This is a genomic window from Algibacter sp. 2305UL17-15 (genome assembly GCF_040720935.1).
In the GTDB taxonomy this organism is placed as follows: Bacteria; Bacteroidota; Bacteroidia; order Flavobacteriales; family Flavobacteriaceae; genus Jejuia.
Map to the genome: position 1 here is coordinate 1 of NZ_JBFDAE010000014.1, position 17,087 is coordinate 17,087.

Annotated in this window: 12 protein-coding genes; 8 read left to right on the forward strand and 4 right to left on the reverse strand. The window is 34.2% G+C overall.

All coding sequences use genetic code 11. From position 1 onward, the window contains the following. Nucleotides 1-740 precede the first annotated feature (740 nt). Nucleotides 741-2,648 (forward strand): molecular chaperone DnaK, encoded by a 1,908-nt coding sequence (dnaK, locus tag ABXQ82_RS14365; protein WP_367061113.1) that lies wholly within the window; start codon nucleotides 741-743, stop codon nucleotides 2,646-2,648. A gap of 282 nt (nucleotides 2,649-2,930) precedes the next feature. On the opposite strand, the gene ABXQ82_RS14370 is transcribed toward dnaK, so the two are convergent. From ABXQ82_RS14370 to ABXQ82_RS14385, 4 genes are all read right to left on the reverse strand, one after another. After that, nucleotides 2,931-3,392 (reverse strand): hypothetical protein, encoded by a 462-nt coding sequence (locus ABXQ82_RS14370; RefSeq protein WP_367061116.1) that lies wholly within the window; start codon nucleotides 3,390-3,392, stop codon nucleotides 2,931-2,933. A 323-nt stretch (nucleotides 3,393-3,715) separates the two neighbouring features. Continuing rightward, nucleotides 3,716-4,300, reverse strand: a complete 585-nt coding sequence (locus ABXQ82_RS14375; protein WP_367061119.1) for a porin family protein — start codon at nucleotides 4,298-4,300, stop codon at nucleotides 3,716-3,718. A 30-nt stretch (nucleotides 4,301-4,330) separates the two neighbouring features. Further along, the gene (locus tag ABXQ82_RS14380; RefSeq protein WP_367061122.1) at nucleotides 4,331-5,107 is read right to left on the reverse strand and encodes a membrane metalloprotease; all 777 of its coding nucleotides are present in this window, start codon (nucleotides 5,105-5,107) and stop codon (nucleotides 4,331-4,333) included. 89 nt (nucleotides 5,108-5,196) lie between these two features. Next, nucleotides 5,197-6,249 carry a hypothetical protein gene (locus ABXQ82_RS14385; RefSeq protein WP_367061125.1) on the reverse strand — a complete coding sequence of 351 codons (1,053 nt, stop codon included), beginning with the start codon at nucleotides 6,247-6,249 and terminating at the stop codon, nucleotides 5,197-5,199. 371 nt (nucleotides 6,250-6,620) lie between these two features. On the opposite strand from ABXQ82_RS14385, the gene ABXQ82_RS14390 reads away from it, so the two are divergent. The 7 genes from ABXQ82_RS14390 (at nucleotide 6,621) to secDF (ending at nucleotide 16,952) form a co-directional block, all read left to right on the forward strand. Next, entirely contained in the window at nucleotides 6,621-7,142 is a 522-nt protein-coding gene (locus tag ABXQ82_RS14390) for a sigma-70 family RNA polymerase sigma factor (protein WP_367061128.1), read from the forward strand. A gap of 67 nt (nucleotides 7,143-7,209) precedes the next feature. Continuing rightward, on the forward strand, nucleotides 7,210-8,124 hold the full coding sequence (locus ABXQ82_RS14395; RefSeq protein WP_367061131.1) for a FecR family protein: 915 nt from the start codon (nucleotides 7,210-7,212) through the stop codon (nucleotides 8,122-8,124). Next, nucleotides 8,111-10,657: a carboxypeptidase-like regulatory domain-containing protein gene (locus tag ABXQ82_RS14400; protein ID WP_367061134.1), complete on the forward strand. Its 2,547-nt coding sequence runs from the start codon at nucleotides 8,111-8,113 to the stop codon at nucleotides 10,655-10,657. Before ABXQ82_RS14395 ends, ABXQ82_RS14400 begins: the two co-directional genes overlap by 14 nt. Nucleotides 10,658-10,761: 104 nt before the next feature. Further along, complete coding sequence (locus ABXQ82_RS14405) at nucleotides 10,762-11,778, forward strand: DUF6588 family protein (RefSeq protein ID WP_367061137.1); 1,017 nt, start codon at nucleotides 10,762-10,764, stop codon at nucleotides 11,776-11,778. Nucleotides 11,779-11,986: 208 nt separating this feature from the next. Then, nucleotides 11,987-12,913: a malate dehydrogenase gene (locus tag ABXQ82_RS14410; protein WP_367061140.1), complete on the forward strand. Its 927-nt coding sequence runs from the start codon at nucleotides 11,987-11,989 to the stop codon at nucleotides 12,911-12,913. Nucleotides 12,914-13,211: 298 nt separating this feature from the next. Then, nucleotides 13,212-13,826, forward strand: a complete 615-nt coding sequence (locus ABXQ82_RS14415) for a hypothetical protein (protein WP_367061143.1) — start codon at nucleotides 13,212-13,214, stop codon at nucleotides 13,824-13,826. Between the two features lie 138 nt (nucleotides 13,827-13,964). After that, nucleotides 13,965-16,952: a protein translocase subunit SecDF gene (gene secDF / locus ABXQ82_RS14420; protein ID WP_367061146.1), complete on the forward strand. Its 2,988-nt coding sequence runs from the start codon at nucleotides 13,965-13,967 to the stop codon at nucleotides 16,950-16,952. The last annotated feature ends 135 nt before the right edge of the window (nucleotides 16,953-17,087 follow it).

The window sequence follows — 17,087 nt, forward strand, 5'->3', positions numbered from 1 at the left end:
TTCCAATAAGACCAAACAGGTCTTTTGAACGAAATACAGGAAAATATCGCACTCGAATTAAGCCTAAAATAACTAAAAATCAAAAAGATAGCATTTGAAAAGGTCTTAACTTAATGACATTGAACGAGCACTAGCAATCTAAAACTATATTAAAAAAAAAGTAAATATTTATTATATAGAATTTTAAGATGAAAAACCTCCGCAAGTAAAAAATAAATTTTCAGCTATAACAGAACTTAGCGAACAAGTGCGTTAGGGATAGTAGCGGCGTGGATACTGTACTTTGATTCTCATTAGTAGTATGCTTTTCTTTTGAGAATTTACTTAATGTTTTGGTTTTTTCTTGTCTTACTTATAAAGGTACGCCATAAACTCAGGAAAAAAACGAAATTTTGCGGACTTGCCCGCGTTAGAGATTGAACGGCGTGATTGATCTCCCCGACTTTTTAGAAGGTAGCGAGTAGTGAAGCCCGACCCTTATGGTTGCGCCCAAAAGAAAAATTTTGATGGAAGACGGATAACAGAAGTCCAAAGTTTGATTACGCATGAGTGACACTGTTTACTGCGACTTTTATGAGGTTTGAGTAAGACTGAATACTGTTTACTGCCTACTGTTGACTTCCTACTGCTAACTGCAAACTAAAATATGACACTATGTCATAATTTTTTGGTTGGCATAATGATTGACTTATACACACCGAGTTTAAAAATGAACATTCAACACAATAAAAAAATATATTATGAGTAAAATTATTGGAATCGATTTAGGAACAACCAACTCTTGCGTTTCTGTGATGGAAGGTAATGAGCCAGTAGTTATTCCTAACGCGGAAGGAAAAAGAACAACACCATCGGTAATTGCTTTTGTAGAAGGCGGTGAGATTAAGGTTGGTGATCCGGCGAAAAGACAAGCGGTAACAAACCCAACTAAAACGGTTTATTCTATTAAACGTTTTATGGGGAATAAATATTCTGAGTCTAAAAAAGAAGCAGAACGTGTACCTTATAAAGTGGTAAAAGGTGATAATGATACGCCTAGAGTTGATATTGATGGCAGATTATATACGCCGCAAGAATTATCGGCTATGATTCTTCAAAAAATGAAGAAAACTGCTGAGGATTATTTAGGTGCTACGGTAACACGTGCTGTAATTACGGTACCTGCTTACTTTAATGATTCTCAACGTCAGGCTACTAAAGAAGCTGGTGAAATTGCCGGTTTAAAAGTAGAGCGTATTATTAACGAGCCTACCGCTGCAGCCTTAGCTTACGGTATGGACAAAAAAGGTAAGGACCAGAAAATAGTGGTTTTTGACTTTGGTGGAGGAACGCATGATGTATCTATCCTTGAATTAGGAGATGGTGTATTTGAAGTACTTTCTACAGATGGTGATACGCATTTAGGTGGTGATGATGTTGATGAGAAAATCATTAACTGGTTGGCTGATGAGTTTCAAAAAGATGAAAATATGGACTTACGTAAAGACCCAATGTCTTTACAACGTTTAAAGGAAGCTGCTGAAAAAGCAAAGATTGAATTATCGTCTTCTGCGCAAACAGAAATTAACTTACCTTATATTACGGCTACTGCAAGTGGACCAAAACACTTGGTGCGCACATTAACACGTTCTAAATTTGAGCAATTAATTGACGATTTAGTAAAACGTACTATCGAACCATGTTCAACGGCGCTAAAAGCTGCTGGTTTAAGTAAAAGCGATATTGACGAAGTGATTTTAGTAGGTGGTTCTACACGTATTCCTGCGGTACAGGCAGCAGTTGAGAAATTCTTTGGAAAAACACCAAGTAAAGGTGTAAACCCAGATGAAGTTGTATCTCTAGGTGCTGGTATCCAAGGTGGTGTTTTAACCGGAGATGTTAAAGATGTATTACTGCTTGATGTAACGCCATTATCTCTTGGTATTGAAACTATGGGTAACGTATTTACAAAATTGATTGATGCGAATACTACGATTCCTACCAAAAAATCGCAAATATTCTCAACTGCGGCAGATAATCAGCCTTCTGTAGAAATTCACGTATTACAAGGTGAACGCGCTATGGCGGCAGATAACAAAACCATTGGACGTTTTCATTTAAGTGATATTCCACCTGCAAGACGTGGAACACCACAAATTGAAGTAACGTTTGATATTGATGCCAACGGTATTATTAAAGTATCGGCTGAAGATAAAGCCACTGGTAAGAAACAAGATATCAGAATTGAAGCGTCTTCTGGTTTAAGTGAAGAAGAAATCCAAAAGATGAAAGCGGATGCTGAAGCAAATGCAGAAGCAGATAAAATTGCAGCTGAACAAGCTCAAAAACTGAATGAAGCTGATTCTATGATTTTCCAAACGGAAAAGCAATTGGAAGAGTTTGGTGATAAATTATCGGAAGATAAAAAGCAACCCATCGTTGATGCTTTAGAAGAATTGAAAAAAGCTTACGAAACTAAAGATTTAGAGGTAATTACTCCAGCTTTAGATAAAATAAACGAAGCTTGGAAGGTAGCTTCTGAAGAAATGTACAAAGCGCAAGCCGAAGCACAAGGTGGAGGAGAAGCACAACCAGGACCAGATGCCAGTCAAAACGGACAAGGAGAAGGTAGTGATGTTGAAGATGTAGATTTTGAAGAAGTGAAGTAGAAACGCGATTCATCGCGTTTCCCAAAAAGCGCGATTCATCGCGTTTCTAAAAAACGCGGTTCATCCCGTTTCCCAAAAAAACGTGATCCCAAAGTGGAGACGCGATCTCAAAGTGGAGACGCGATTAATCGCGTCTGTATCTATAAATAAAACGCAACCAGAAATGGTTGCGTTTTTATTTTTTGGAATTTAGTTTTCGCTTTTTAGAATTTTAATACCTCGCGGGCTTGCCCCAAGGTATTTTATTCCTATATTGGGATTTATGACTAATTCAAATAGGATTTACAATCCTAAACCTACACGAACTCGTGGAGTACTCACCCTTGCATTGGTATTAACAGTACTTCTTCTGTTTGGGTATCTGTTATAATAATAGCCATCGTATCTGTAATAGTAAAAAGATGCGTGGTTGTAATAGTGGTGTCCGTGATGGCAATGCGAATCACAATGCTCATAATGTTCAGCATACGCATCTCTTTTACCTTTCATGTAAGCACGGTGTGCTTTTCTGTCTTTTCGTTTTAATTCTTTTTCATAAGCTTTTTGTTCTTTCCAAAATGCTTCTTCTTCGGTTTCATTTTCGGCTTTAAATTGTTGCTCGAATTTAGCATCTTCTGCTGCTCTTTTTTCGTAATACGATTTTTTATCCATGGTATTTTCGCTTCCGGTTTCAGTTTCTTGAGCATAGATTGGACAAGAAAAACCAATGGCTAATACAAATACTAATGTTTTAAATAATTTCATAACGTTTAATTTTAAAGTTATTAATTTGCTCTAAGTGAGCATTCATTAATAAGACACTTAAACTTTATTTTACCCTATGGAAATGTTGTCTTTATTGAATGATTTTTGATAACGATGAGAAATAAGTTGTATGAAAAAGTAATTTTAATGTCATTTTGAGCGCAGTCGAAAAACTTGTAATTCTAAATTTCGATGCATTTCACTTTCTTTAAAAGGTACTTTCAATAAAAATATATTTTATTTCAGTAATGCTCAATGTGACAAAAAGTTAATGATATACTTTTTTATACAGTCTCTTTAATTAATAGTATGATTTGGGTTTTTTAGAAATCAAATCCTAAAGAAAATTGCCATACTCTGTTTTGAGGAGATCCTTCATCATAGATGTCTCCCAAACCAAGATGGTATCTTACACCAAGGCTTACCCCGGAATCGGTTTTAAATCCGCCACCAAAATTCACGCCCCAATCAAAGTTTTGAGGCTCAAATTCATTTGAAGTATTGAACAGATTGAAATTACTATCAAACTCTTCTTTATGACTAATTGCAAAACCTGCTTGTGGACCAGCTTCAAAAAAGAAGTTTTCCGAAGGATATATTTTCAGTAAAAGCGGTAAGTTAATATAGTCGAGCTTTTGGGTAAACGTACCGCTATTATTTTTTAGCTCATAACCTTGTTGGGAATACAGTAATTCAACTTGAAAAGCAACAGCGTTTGATACAAATGATTCACCATAAAATCCAGCATGAAATCCATGTCTTTGTCCTGTTTCTGAATCGCCATCAAAACTTATGGCGGCTAAGTTGTAACCTAGTTTTATGCCAGTTTTAGATGTGTTTGGATCTTGTGCATTTAAGTTGAACATTGCGCACAGTATTGTTACTAAAATTAAGAATTTAGTTTTCATTGTATTAAAATTTAAAATTAATGGGGTGTTTTATTTGCCGCCGTTAGCTTGCAAGTCAGCAATACATTGTGCGTCTAATTGTGGTGCAGAATTCATGTTGGTCATGTTTGTTATACCTGCTCCTGTTTCGGCAGACCAATACATTAAACAGCTTTCAACATCACAATGTTTAGGGTGTTCTTCGTCTTCATGTTCATCTTGCATTTCAGACCCTAAATTAGTAAGCCCTAAAATGTGTCCGAACTCATGGTTAATTACAGTGGTTTCCAATAAACTTCTGTCTGGTTCAAAAGGGCTATTGCTTAAGTTTTTAAGGGTTTCTTCGTAAATAACAAATGAGGTATTCCAATAAGCAGTTCCTAGTGTTACTTTATTTCCAGAATCATTTTCTGATTTACCATCCACAAAAAGTGCCCAAACAGCAATTTTATCTTTAGAGTTGTAGTTTTCCCGTTCTTCTTTTTCAATATCTGCAATGTCTTCAATAGTGAACGTGTCTTTTCCTGGTGATGGAATTACTCGTTTTTCAACAGTTATACCGTTCGGTTTAAATGTTCTATTGTTTAAAAACGAAACGAAATTATCGATAGATGTTTGAGTAGGTTCAAAACCTTCAACATAAACGAGCTCAATAACCATACTTTTGAATGCGTTGCTGGATAGCAAATCGTTGGCAGAACTTCCAGTAGCTTGTCTATTAAAAACTTTATTTATTGGATTGTTTTGTTCCTGAGAAATTGAATCATCTTTAGAGCATCCAAAAATTAACGTTGCAAACAAAAGTGCTATTGATATATATTGTTTCATTTTTATTGTTTTTTTTAAATTGAAAGCAGCTACCATTTGGGGAAGGTAACTGCTTTACCATAACATACGAAGCAAATGCTGATCTAGTTTTAGATTTGGGTTAATACTAGAGTTATCGCAGCATTTGTTGTACTTTTTAGAGAGATTGAGCTTTCTGAGTAGCTTGTTACCTCCCATGTGTTGTTTAATAATTCGAAAGTTGCGTTTCCTGAAAATGCTAATGATAAAAATACGTCTAGCTCAGAAGCTACAGTATAAGTTCCTTGAACATCTTCGATAGCGGCATTTGCTGTGTTTTTAGCAGTACATGATAAATCGTTGGCGAAATCTATAGTGTAATCTGCATAATCGTTAGCGGTATTTACGCCCGCAACTACAAACGATTCTACTTTAAACGTACCTTCAACTAAAATATTTTCTAATTTATCTGCATTTTCTTCAGCTTCGTCCATATCATCTTCAATACCTAAACATTCATTTATTCTGGTGCTTAAATCCATATCGCTAGTAATTTCTACAACGGTATCGCTATTTAATGTGGCCGTAATTGGGTAGTTTACTGAAAACAGCGCATCATCTCCAAAGTTATTCATGTAAGCGTATAGTTGTTGTTCAGATTCAATGACAACGCTTCCTGTTTGGTCAACGTTTAAATCGAACGTTAAAATAGTAATTGGAAAATCAATATTTAAACAATTAATTGCGTTTTTGGCTTCGTTTTCTGCGGCTTCACAAGCATTCATCAACGCATCATATTCAGTTTGATTTGATACGACAACTTCAGTATAATTACTCAATCTAACAGATAGCGGGAATTGAAATTCAATACTATCGTCATCATTTGTAAACTCTCCTAGAATATTTAAAACTAGGTTGTATTGCGATTCATTGATGATGGTTATTTGGGTATTATTAATTGTTGCAGTAACAGGTAATAATATTGATGAACAAGACATACCGTCTAAAAAATCGTCAAAACTGCCGTCATACATAGAGGAACGTTCTAGGTTGTTTGCAGTAGGGGAACTTGCACTATTTGTGTTTTCGCGGTTTCCGTTTTCGTTATCAATTTCATCTTGACAAGATGTAAATGATAAAATTGATACTAATAAAATTGCGGTTAATAATTTGAAATTTTTCATGATTTTAATGTTTTGGGTTAATGATTTTTTTCTTTTTCATAGCGATTTTTTTCGCTTTCTGTACCTAAGACACTTGGTTTTAATTTTACCCTACGGTTTTCTAGAATATTATTTTTAGTATTAATTTTATGGAGGCTAAAATGCAAAGTACAAGAATTGTTTTTAAAAGGGCTTCTATAATTTTGATGATAATGTCAAGTTTCATAGTGTTGTACTTTATTGTTCCACAACTTTAAGACTCTTAGTTTTAAATTTACCCTACGCTTTTTTTGAATTTTATTCGAGCAAACTCTTAATTTCTTGAATTTCAATCAATTAAATTTTAAATTTTTTATATCTATTTTTGTGTCATCCTAAATTAGAATCTATTTATGAGTGGTTCCAAACCTAAACTATGCGAAGAATTATACTTTAATTCTTTTTATTTAGAACATATTCAAGCGGTTAATAATTTTGCGTTTTACAAATGTGGAGACAAAGCTGCAGCATTAGACTTTGTGCAAGATGCATTTGCCAAAATTTGGGAAAATTGTTCTAAGATAGATTTTTTAAAAGCTAAGACTTATTTATTTACAACGGTGAATAATTTATTTCTGAATTCAGTACGGCATCAAAAAGTGGTGCTATCTTATGCTAAAGCATCGCCTTATATGGACAGCACAAATTTAAGTCCTGAATATTTATTGGAAGAAGAAGAATTCAAGCAGAAGTTGCAAACTGTGATTTCAGATTTAAGTGAAGAGCAGCGTGAAGTTTTTTTATTAAATAGAATTGAAGATAAAAAGTATAGAGAAATTGCCGAACTTCTTGATATTTCACAAAAAACGGTTGAAAAAAGAATGTCTGGGGCTTTAAAGATTTTGCGTAAAAAGATGGAAGGCATAACTATTTAGTTTTTTTTAATAAAAGCGTAGGGTAAATACAGATATAGGTGTCTTAAGTTTGTAAAGCGTTAAAGTAATGAAAAGAGAAAACGACATATTAAAATGGTTTGATGGCGAAATTTCTACTGAAGAGATTAGGGCATTATATCCTAACGAAGACTTTTCGGCTTTAGAAAAAGCGAGCTTTTATACCAAGCAAATAGAAGTGCCACAAATAGATGCTGAAAAAGCATTAGCTGATTTTAAAACCAGAAGTTTTAAGAAAGAAGCACCTAAGGTTATTCCGCTTAATTTTAAATCATTTTTGAAAATTGCAGCTGTTTTGGTCGTGTTGCTTACATCTTCTTACTTCTTGTTTTTCAATACTACAAAATCATTTACAACAGAGCTTGCCCAAACAGAAACGCTCTATCTGCCAGATAATTCTGAAGTCATTTTAAATGCCCAATCTAAATTAACATTCAATAAAAAAGAATGGAAAAAAAGTAGAACCTTAGATTTAGATGGAGAAGCATTTTTTAAAGTTACTAAAGGCGAGCAGTTTACCGTACATACAGATGCGGGAACCATTCAGGTATTAGGAACGCAATTCAATGTTAAGGAACGCGATAATTATTTTGAAGTAAAATGTTATGAAGGTTCTGTAAGTGTGACTCAAAACAATAATAAAGTGATTTTAACTCCAGGGAAAACGTTTAGAATAGTAAATGGTGAACTTGTTGCCATGAAAGACTTTAATGCTGAAAATCCATCTTGGTTATCCAAAGAATCTAGTTTTGAAAATGTACCGCTTTGGCAAGTTATTGATGAATTGGAAATTCAATATGACATCACAATTTCTGCTGAAAATGTTGATACTTCAAAATTATTTACGGGTAGTTTTACACATTTAGATAAAAATATCGCATTACAATCTGTAACTATTCCATTAAAGTTGAGCTATAAGATTAACGGTAAAAAAGTAGATTTTTATAATTATGAATCTAACTAAGTTTTCAGTCACTTTTATTTTAATGGTTTTTAGTTTTTTAGGTGTTTTAGAAGCCCAAGAAAAACAGCCTCTAATCGACCTTATTTCTGATTTAGAAACTCAATTTGATGTGAAGTTTTCTTTTTCTGTAAATGATGTTAAAACGATTTTAGTTGATAAACCAAATGAAGATGATACCTTAAAAGCCATCATAGAAAAACTCAATGCAACAACAATCTTAAATTTTAAGTTTTTAAATGAACGCTACATTACCATATCTACTATAGGCAAAACTATTGCTATTTGTGGGGTTTTAATTTCTGAAACCGATAATCAACCTTTATTAGGAGCTTCAGTTTTAATAGCTAATACCACAAAAGGTGTAATTACTGATGTTGATGGAGCGTTTCGATTGTCTGATGTTCCAATAGATAAAAACGTAATCATATCATTCCTAGGTTTTCAAACACAATCCATAAAGGCAAAAGCATTGATGGTTTTAAATGGGGAATGTAAAACTCTTGTAATGCAGGAGAAAAGTGAAACACTCAATCAAATTTTAATTTCAAAATATTTAACTACAGGTTTGCAAAAGCAAATTGATGGAAGTACCGTTTTAAATTCTGAAAAATTTGGCATTCTTCCGGGATTGACTGAACCTGATATTTTACAATCTATTCAAGCCTTGCCAGGAGTAGAAAGTGTTAATGAAAGTATTGCAAATATCAACGTACGTGGAGGCACGAACGACCAAAATTTAATCCTTTGGGATAATATTAAAATGTATCATTCGGGACATTTTTTCGGATTGATTTCAGCATATAACCCATACTTAACGAATAAAGTGGTGGTTACTAAAAATGGCACATCAAGCGAGTTTAGCGATGGCGTTTCAAGTACCATTAATATGTTTACAAAAGATGAAATCAATAATGAGCTTTCAGGTGGATTTGGAGCGAATTTAATTCATGCCGATGCTTTTTTGGAAATTCCAATCAGCAATAAATTGGCGATTCACATTTCTGGAAGACGCTCTTACACAGATTATTTTAGTTCCCCTGCTTATGATAATTACTTTGAACGTAGTTTCCAAGATAGCGAGTTGACGACGAATAGTGATAATATTAGCGAAAGTAATAGGTCTTCGGAGTTTTTCTTTTATGATTATACCGCAAAATTGCTTTTCGATTTGAATGAAAATCACAAGTTTAGAGCGAACGTTATTGGAATTCATAATAATTTAGATTACAAAGAAGACTTCACAAACAATAATGATGAAACTGAATCTAAAACTAGCAATTTAAAACAGAAGAATCTTGGCGCAGGTATCAATTGGAATGGGCGTTGGAGTAATAGGTTTTCAACAAGTTTTAATGTGTTTTATTCGCAATATAATGTAGATGCCACCGATTATAGAATTGAAACCGACCAGAGATTAACGCAGGCCAATGAGGTTTTGGAAACAGGAGTTAAGCTGAAAACAACGTTTAAAATCACAAAGAATTTTAATGTGTTTTCTGGTTACCAATTTAGCGAAATTGGGATTTCAAATGCGACTACGGTTAGTGCGCCAAGTTATGATCGTGAAAAAAAGGACGTTTTATTAAATCATGCGCTTTTCACAGAATTGGAATTCAAAAAGAGGAACACCTATTTAAGAGCTGGGGTTAGGGCAAATTATTTTCAAAAGTTCAACAAACTTCTTATTGAGCCTCGTTTAAATTTTAGACAAAAATTATCCAACGTTTTTGCATTCAAATTACAAGGCGAGTTTAAAAATCAATCGGCAACACAAATTATCGATTTTCAAGATGATTTTTTAGGTGTTGAAAACAGGCGTTGGATTTTGGCAAACGAACAGACTATTCCAATTTCAGAAAGTAAACAAGTGTCTTTTGGTTTCGAATTCAATAAAAACAATTTAGTGTTGGATATTGAAGGGTTTTACAAAAATGTAAATGGTATTACAGTCTCTAATCAAGGGTTTTACAATAATTTTCAATATTTGAATGCCATTGGAAGTTATGATGCTAAAGGCGTAGAATTTCTAGTGAATAAAACGGCAGATTCATATAGTGCTTGGGTAAGTTATACGTACAGTATGAATGATTATGAATTTGAAACCTTAACACCTTCAACATTTCCCAATAATGTAGATATACGGCATTCGGCATCCGCAGCGTTTAATTATGATATTCTAAAGAATTTTAAAGCATCCCTTGGTGGTATATGGCGTTCAGGTCAGCCTTATACAAAACCTGTTGAAGGCAATGAAACCGTTCAAAACGGTAATAATACGTTTGTCAATTATGGCGCGCCAAATAGTGAAAACCTGAACGACTTCATGCGATTGGACGCTTCTTTGAGTTATGATTTTGATCTTTCAAATAAAACTAAATGCGTATTTCGTGCGGGTGTTATAAATGTTTTAGATAGAAAGAATAGTATCAATAGATATTATGAGGTGGATTCAAACGATTCTCAATCAACCCTCCAAATAGATAATAAGTCACTCGGCTTAACGCCAAACGTGAGTTTTAGAGTGAAATTTTAATATTGAAAAATCGAATTAAATCCGTTTAAAAGCATTTTTTTTCGATAAAATGTAATTTTATATGTTTTTTTTCATATGTTTGTACCACCAAATCAAAATAACAAATGAAAAAGTTGACCCTATTTATGTTACTTGCCCTAGTAACAACCATTACAAAAGCACAAAATGATATTGATGCGCTTTTAGCAGCAGGTGCAGAAGATGCAGGACGTTTCGCAGACGGTTATTTAAAACCGGCTGCTGATGGTTTAATGCACAGTATGAATGCCAACTGGTTTAACTCAGGTAAAGTAAAACCCTTAGGAGGTTTTGAAATATCAATAATCGCCAATGCGTCTTTAATTAAGGATGAGAATAAATCATTCTTAATGAATACAGATTTATATAACAATGTTAAATTCGCACAAGGTGGAAGCTCTCAGATGGTAGCTTCGGCTTTAGGGGAAAATGATCCAGATGTTGAAGTTATTGTTACCTATGATGACCCAATATTCGGGCAGCAACAACAAACAATTACCTTGCCAACAGGTATAGGCTCTGAAAATATCAATATGTTACCAACTGCTTTTATACAAGGAGCTCTTGGATTGAGTAGTGGCATTGAATTAAAAGCTCGTTTTGTTCCAAAAATTGAAACGGACGATGTTAATTTAAGTATGTATGGAGCAGGTTTGCAGATAGAATTTACAGATTGGTTGCCAGCCGATAAATTATGGCCAGTTGCAGTTTCTGGATTAGTGGCTTATACACATTTAGATGCACAATATGATTTAACAGAATCATCAGGAATACAAGGTGATAATCAACGATTGGAAACAGATACGAATACATGGTTATTACAATTGATAGCCTCAACAAAATTACCAGTAATTAATTTTTATGGTGGCGTTGGATATATCAAGGGAAAATCAAATTCAGATGCTTTGGGAACTTATAGAGTTTCTAATGGCGGATTAACGTCCGACCCAATAGTTGATCCATTTTCAGTATCAAGCGAGGTTTCGGCAGTTAGAGGTACCATAGGCACAAAATTAAAGTTAGGTTTCTTCAGGCTTAACGCAGAATATCATCTCTCAGAATTTGATGCTTTTTCAGTAGGTATCAACTTCGGGTTTAGATAGGATAATATATTTTAATAAATTTAGTTTAGTTTTTTTAGTTAGTTTTTATTTAATTTAGTTAGAAGAAGTGCACGATTAAATCGTGCACTTCTTTCGTTTAAAGTAGAATAATTAGTAGTTTTGCATGACTTAAATCATAAAATACAACTGTTTTCGGTTTTATATTTGTGGTATTAAAATTCAATAAAAACAACCTAAAAATTATATTATGAAAGTTACAGTAGTTGGAGCAGGAGCAGTAGGCGCAAGTTGTGCTGAATATATTGCAATTAAAGATTTTGCATCAGAAGTTGTGTTGTTAGACATTAAAGAAGGTTATGCCGAAGGTAAAGCCATGGATTTAATGCAAACCGCTTCTTTAAATGGTTTTGATACTAAAATTAACGGTATAACCAACGATTATTCTAAAACTGCAGGTAGTGATATTTGTGTGATTACTTCTGGTATTCCTCGTAAACCAGGGATGACGAGAGAAGAATTAATAGGAATAAATGCTGGTATTGTAAAATCTGTATCTTCAAGTTTAATAGAACATTCTCCAAATACTATTTTAATAGTGGTAAGTAACCCAATGGATACCATGGCTTACTTAGTACATAAAACAACAGACTTACCAAAAAACAGAATTATTGGTATGGGTGGGGCTTTAGATTCTGCACGTTTTAAATATAGATTAGCGGAAGCTTTAGGAGCGCCTATTAGTGATGTAGATGGTTTGGTAGTTGGTGGACATAGTGATACTGGTATGGTACCATTAACAAGTCAAGCTACGAGAAACAGTATTAAAGTATCTGAGTTTTTAAGTGAAGAGCGCTTAGCGCAAGTTATGGAAGATACTAAAGTTGGTGGTGCAACATTAACTAAATTATTAGGTACTTCAGCTTGGTACGCACCGGGTGCAGCAGTAAGTGCATTGGTTCAAGCCATTGCATGCGACCAAAAGAAACTATTCCCATGTTCTACATTGTTAGAAGGAGAGTATGGCTTAAATGATATCTGTATTGGAGTTCCTGTGATTTTAGGACGAAATGGAATCGAAAAAATAGTAGATGTACCTCTAAGTGATGCTGAAAAAGCACATATGAAAGCTAGTGCTGAAGGTGTTTCTAAAACTAACGGATTATTGGAACTTTAATTTAAGTTCGAGTTTAAATATATTAAGGCTATCAAAATTTTTTGGTAGCCTTTTTAGTGAAATATGACACGGATTTCACAGATTTTCACGGATTTTTGAAAAATCTAAAGATTTTTTTATTCGTATGATTTGTTTTATAAATCATTTCACAAATTTCAAATAAGTTTAAACAATTAATGCGTGCTTATTGGTGATCCCGACGCTTCGGGACGTGGCTAAAAGAAAAGAGAGTTATTGATTTTAATGCATTTACCTTGATAATTATACCATACAACCTTTATTTTTTTATATTTGCCGCATGAGAATCAAAAAGTACATTAGTGCTATAGTAATTTTACTGGCCCTATTAGGTATTGTGCATCAACAACAAAGCACATTGCCTAATCAGGAAATAGTACTTCAATTTAAGAATGTTGATGTTACTTCAGACGATGCTCAAAATGCAATTATCCTTGTGGAGAAAGAGCTTCAAAGCATCGGGGTTCATAATTTTCAGGTTAAAGAGAATCAAAACGGCAGACTAAAAATCACCTATTATAGTGATGCTGATGTAGATGCTATAAAACGTATTCTTTCAAAAAGAATTAGGGCAGAACTTGGGAATTCTGATGATGAAGAAGAACCGTCCGACTTTCCTTTTGAAGAACACACAATTACCTATAATCTCGATGTCAATGAAATCCATAACGGACAGGATACCGATTCTGGACTAGAAGGCATCACGCTTCAAGAATTTAAACCCGAAGCTGCTAGATTTTATAATCCTAAAATAGTTTCATCAGCATTACAGATTCATTCTTATAAAGCTACTACTATTTCAAGAGTAGCATTTAAAGTAAACAAAACTATTGCACTCGCAATAAATGACCCATTACGCAACATTCCTGAAAGTAGAGCAGGACCGGTTTGCTAGATAGGGTGTAAGATGTTCAAATACAACTTCACAAAATAGTTTCAAGTATGTAGATGTTTAAAGTCTAGATACTTTAAAAAATTATGGCTTTCATTATCTGAAAGCTATTAAAATTTCATATTAATAATACATCAAAAAATGCAAAACAAAGGATTAATAAAATTGTTTGCTTTATTGTTTGGTTTGGTAAGTATCTACCAATTATCATTCACGTTTAAAGCCAATCAAATTGAAAAAGAAGCAGAGGAACTAGCCATTAGTAAATTCCCAGAATCTGAAGAAAATTATCGCGCCAAAAGAAGTTTAGAAGAAGTAAACTATCTGGATGCAAAGGCTACCGATACCGTAATGGATATACTTGTTGCCAAATACACGTATAACGAAGTAAAGAAAAAAGCCATGAACCTTGGTTTAGACCTTAAAGGTGGTTTAAACGTTATTCTTCAAGTATCTGTAAAAGATATCTTGAAAGGGTTGGCAAATAATACAAAAGACCCTGTTTTCAATACGGCTTTAGATAATGCGTCTAAGCTTCAGGAAGACAGTCAGAATACGTATTTAGAAGATTTCTTTATCGCCTTTGATGAAATTAAAGGTGATAAAAAATTAGCTTCTCCAGATATTTTCTACACCAAAGCATTGGATGGAGAGATTGACGGTAGTATGACCGATGATGAGGTAAAAGGCATCATCGCAACCAAAATAGATGAATCTATTGTTTCTGCTTTCGAAGTATTACGTAAACGTATTGATGAGTTTGGGGTAACACAACCAAACATTCAACGTTTAGGAAACTCTGGTCGTATTTTGGTTGAACTTCCAGGAGTTAAGGATATTGAGCGTGCCACTACTTTATTACAAAGTACCGCACAATTACAGTTTTGGGAAGTCAGTAAAGACCAAGCCCTTTATAACTTTATAAATCAAGCTAACGAAACTTTAAAATCTATAGTAGATACAAAAACTGAAACGGAAGATCAAGAGCCTCAAGACGGGCAAGATGCTACAGATGCTAAAATTGATGACCTTTTAGGGGATGCTGTTACGGATTCTACAGCTGTAGAAACCGCTGTTGAGCCTTTAGCTAGTTTATTATTTAGATCTCCAAATACTGCGGCACTTGCTGCATTAAATATTAAGGATAAAGAACAGGTAAAAGAATATTTAAACCTTCCTAAAGTTAGATCCTTATTACCTGCTGAATTACGTTACACGAAATTTGCATTTGGTAAGCCAGAAAAAAATAGTGAGGTTATAGATTTATATGCGCTAGTTGGAAATAGAGATAATATTCCTGAATTAAGCGGAGCAGTTATTACAGATGCAAGACATGCGTTCGGACAAACAGGAGAGCCAGAAGTATCTATGCAAATGAATTCCAAAGGTGCTAAAATCTGGGAAGAAATGACCACTAAAGCATTCAACGAAAAAGGGTTTATCGCTATTACTTTAGATGATATTGTATATTCTGCACCTGGTGTGAGTAGCGGTCCAATTTCTGGAGGTCGTTCTTCAATTTCCGGTAATTTCGAATTAACAGAAGCTATAGATTTAGCAAACGTATTACGTGCAGGTAAATTACCAGCATCAGCAGATATTATTCAAAGTGAGGTTGTTGGACCTTCTTTAGGTCAAGAAGCTATCGATAGTGGTACAATGTCTTTCATGATCGCATTGGTATTGGTATTGGTATGGATGATTTTCTACTACGGAAAAGCGGGTGGTTTTGCAGATATAGCCATGCTATTAAACATCTTGTTGATCTTCGGGATTTTATCGGGATTAGGAGCTGTATTAACATTGCCTGGTATTGCAGGTATCGTTCTAACTATCGGTATGTCGGTGGATGCAAACGTACTTATCTTCGAGCGGATTCGAGAGGAATTAGCTAAAGGTAAAGGACAAAAAGAAGCTGTTAAAGACGGATTTAGTAATGCATTATCATCTATTTTAGATGCCAACATTACAACGGGTTTAACGGCGTTAATCTTATTCATTTTCGGTACAGGACCAATTAAAGGTTTTGCAACTACGTTATTAATTGGTATTGCAACTTCTTTATTTACGGCAATTTTTATCACAAGATTATTGGTAGATTGGTACACAGAGAAAGGCGGGAAATTAGAGTTCTCAACAGGAATTACAAAAAACCTATTCAGAAACATTAATATAGAATTCTTGAAGAAGCGTAAAGTAGCTTATGCTATTTCGGCTGCTTTTATACTTTTGAGTTTAGGGTCTTTATTTACAAACAGTTTAGATCAAGGTGTAGATTTTGTTGGGGGTAGAACATATCAAGTGCGTTTTGCTCAAGATATGAATGCGTCCGAAATTACAAGTACGCTTTCAGATCCTGCAGTTTTTGGTAGTGCAAACGCTAAAACATTTGGAGATGCAAATCAGTTAAAAATCACCACTAAATATAAAGTAAACGAAACAGGAGCAGAAGTAGATGAAGAAATAAGATCTACTTTATTCAATGCGTTACAACCTTATTTAGACGGGATGACCTATGATGAATTCATCAGCGATTCTGAAACAAAAACCATTGGTTTGATGCGGAACGATAAAGTAAGTCCAACCATTGCCGATGATATCAAAAAAGCGTCATTCTGGGCAATTTTAGGATCATTGATTGTGGTGTTCCTTTATATTTTACTCCGATTCAAAAAATGGCAATACTCTCTAGGGGCAGTTGCGGCGGTATTCCACGATGTATTAATCGTGTTGGGTATCTTCTCATTAACCTACAAGTTCATGCCATTCAATATGGAAATAGATCAGGCTTTTATCGCAGCAATATTGACCGTAATTGGGTATTCATTAAATGATACCGTGGTAGTATTCGATAGAATTCGTGAGTTCTTCAACGAGCACACAAGTTGGAAATTCGATAAAGTTGTGAACTCATCATTAAGCAGTACATTAAGTAGAACCTTAAATACATCATTAACCACATTAGTAGTATTGTTAGCAATATTCATCTTTGGCGGAGATTCAATCAGAGGTTTCATGTTTGCCTTAATAGTAGGTGTGATTGTAGGTACCTATTCATCGTTATTTATTGCAACACCAATAATGTACGATACAGTAAACAAATTAGAAGGAAAAAAGAAGAAAAACTAACTCAAACTTTTTTCTTTACTAGAAGCCCATTGACATTTGTTGATGGGCTTTTTTTGCTTCGAGTGTACCGGATTTATTTAGGTATGTATCGAGAAGTTGGGCGTTACCACAAGGGTCGGGCTATCCGCTATATCT

Excerpts from the sequence above, each read along its gene's own strand:
- ABXQ82_RS14415 (WP_367061143.1), top strand. The coding sequence starts at position 13,212 with ATGAGAATCAAAAAGTACATTAGTGCTATAGTAATTTTACTGGCCCTA.
- dnaK (WP_367061113.1), top strand. The coding sequence starts at position 741 with ATGAGTAAAATTATTGGAATCGATTTAGGAACAACCAACTCTTGCGTT.
- ABXQ82_RS14405 (WP_367061137.1), top strand. The coding sequence starts at position 10,762 with ATGAAAAAGTTGACCCTATTTATGTTACTTGCCCTAGTAACAACCATT.
- secDF (WP_367061146.1), top strand. The coding sequence starts at position 13,965 with ATGCAAAACAAAGGATTAATAAAATTGTTTGCTTTATTGTTTGGTTTG.
- ABXQ82_RS14410 (WP_367061140.1), top strand. The coding sequence starts at position 11,987 with ATGAAAGTTACAGTAGTTGGAGCAGGAGCAGTAGGCGCAAGTTGTGCT.
- ABXQ82_RS14385 (WP_367061125.1), bottom strand. The coding sequence starts at position 6,249 with ATGAAAAATTTCAAATTATTAACCGCAATTTTATTAGTATCAATTTTA.
- ABXQ82_RS14380 (WP_367061122.1), bottom strand. The coding sequence starts at position 5,107 with ATGAAACAATATATATCAATAGCACTTTTGTTTGCAACGTTAATTTTT.
- ABXQ82_RS14400 (WP_367061134.1), top strand. The coding sequence starts at position 8,111 with ATGAATCTAACTAAGTTTTCAGTCACTTTTATTTTAATGGTTTTTAGT.
- ABXQ82_RS14390 (WP_367061128.1), top strand. The coding sequence starts at position 6,621 with ATGAGTGGTTCCAAACCTAAACTATGCGAAGAATTATACTTTAATTCT.
- ABXQ82_RS14370 (WP_367061116.1), bottom strand. The coding sequence starts at position 3,392 with ATGAAATTATTTAAAACATTAGTATTTGTATTAGCCATTGGTTTTTCT.
- ABXQ82_RS14395 (WP_367061131.1), top strand. The coding sequence starts at position 7,210 with ATGAAAAGAGAAAACGACATATTAAAATGGTTTGATGGCGAAATTTCT.
- ABXQ82_RS14375 (WP_367061119.1), bottom strand. The coding sequence starts at position 4,300 with ATGAAAACTAAATTCTTAATTTTAGTAACAATACTGTGCGCAATGTTC.